Origin of the sequence: Bacillus sp. AF62, assembly GCF_050312695.1 — a bacterium.
GTDB classification, from domain to species: domain Bacteria; phylum Bacillota; class Bacilli; order Bacillales; family Bacillaceae_G; genus Bacillus_A; species Bacillus_A cereus.
In genome coordinates this window covers 1-691 of sequence record NZ_JBNPJZ010000225.1, presented here as the reverse complement: position 1 = coordinate 691, position 691 = coordinate 1, and the positions used below count along the sequence as shown (strand labels likewise).

The following is a 691-nucleotide window of genomic DNA, read 5'->3' as shown; positions in this document are numbered from 1 at the left end:
AGGACGAATTCGTTAGCTACCAAAAGTAACGACTAACCGAGAAGCCCCCACTTCAAACCGTCCGTTAGGACGTTAAGCGGCGGGTAGTTCACATGAACAAATCACTGCTGATATGCTTCCGCAATATGATGTCCTGTTGAGACCATTAGTGACATCTTTAGCTGAAACGTTACAATTGTATTGCTCGTTAAGTAAGCAACCCACTTTGTTAACAAGTAAAATACAAGACAGCGGTGAAATAGAAGTAATGTTAAATCAAGAATTAGGACAATGTATAGATGGATATATAAAAGACCGCATGATTTTGAAAAATGGCAAACGAATTTATAGATGTGAAAATATTCAATTATAAAATGAATAGAACAGAATGCTTTTCTATTTTTCCATAGTAACATGAAAAAATAGAAGTAAGTTGGATACACATAGATATAGAAGACAGGAGAGGGGTTATAGTGGACAAATCGTGGTCTGGAAATTCTACACAATTATTACAAGAAATTGATTGGAAAATGAGCCGAATTGAGTCTATCCTTCAGCAGGTTTCTGTCGACGGATTAATAGAAGAAGCATATGAAATTCACGAGATGCTTATAAAAGTGTCCCAGTTATTTCTCATCTTAGAACCTGTTTAAAATCTTTTTAATAAAATCGCTACACCTGCCAATAAGCAACTCTGTCTGCTATTTTCAAG

Annotated in this window: 2 protein-coding genes; both read left to right on the top strand. The window is 35.5% G+C overall.

What is annotated here, in order from left to right; translation table 11 throughout:
- Nucleotides 1-136 precede the first annotated feature (136 nt).
- Complete coding sequence (locus ACQRBL_RS32460) at nucleotides 137-352, top strand: hypothetical protein (protein WP_411996846.1); 216 nt, start codon at nucleotides 137-139, stop codon at nucleotides 350-352.
- A gap of 100 nt (nucleotides 353-452) precedes the next feature.
- The gene (locus ACQRBL_RS32455) at nucleotides 453-632 is read left to right on the top strand and encodes a hypothetical protein (RefSeq protein ID WP_411996845.1); all 180 of its coding nucleotides are present in this window, start codon (nucleotides 453-455) and stop codon (nucleotides 630-632) included.
- Nucleotides 633-691 lie beyond the last annotated feature (59 nt).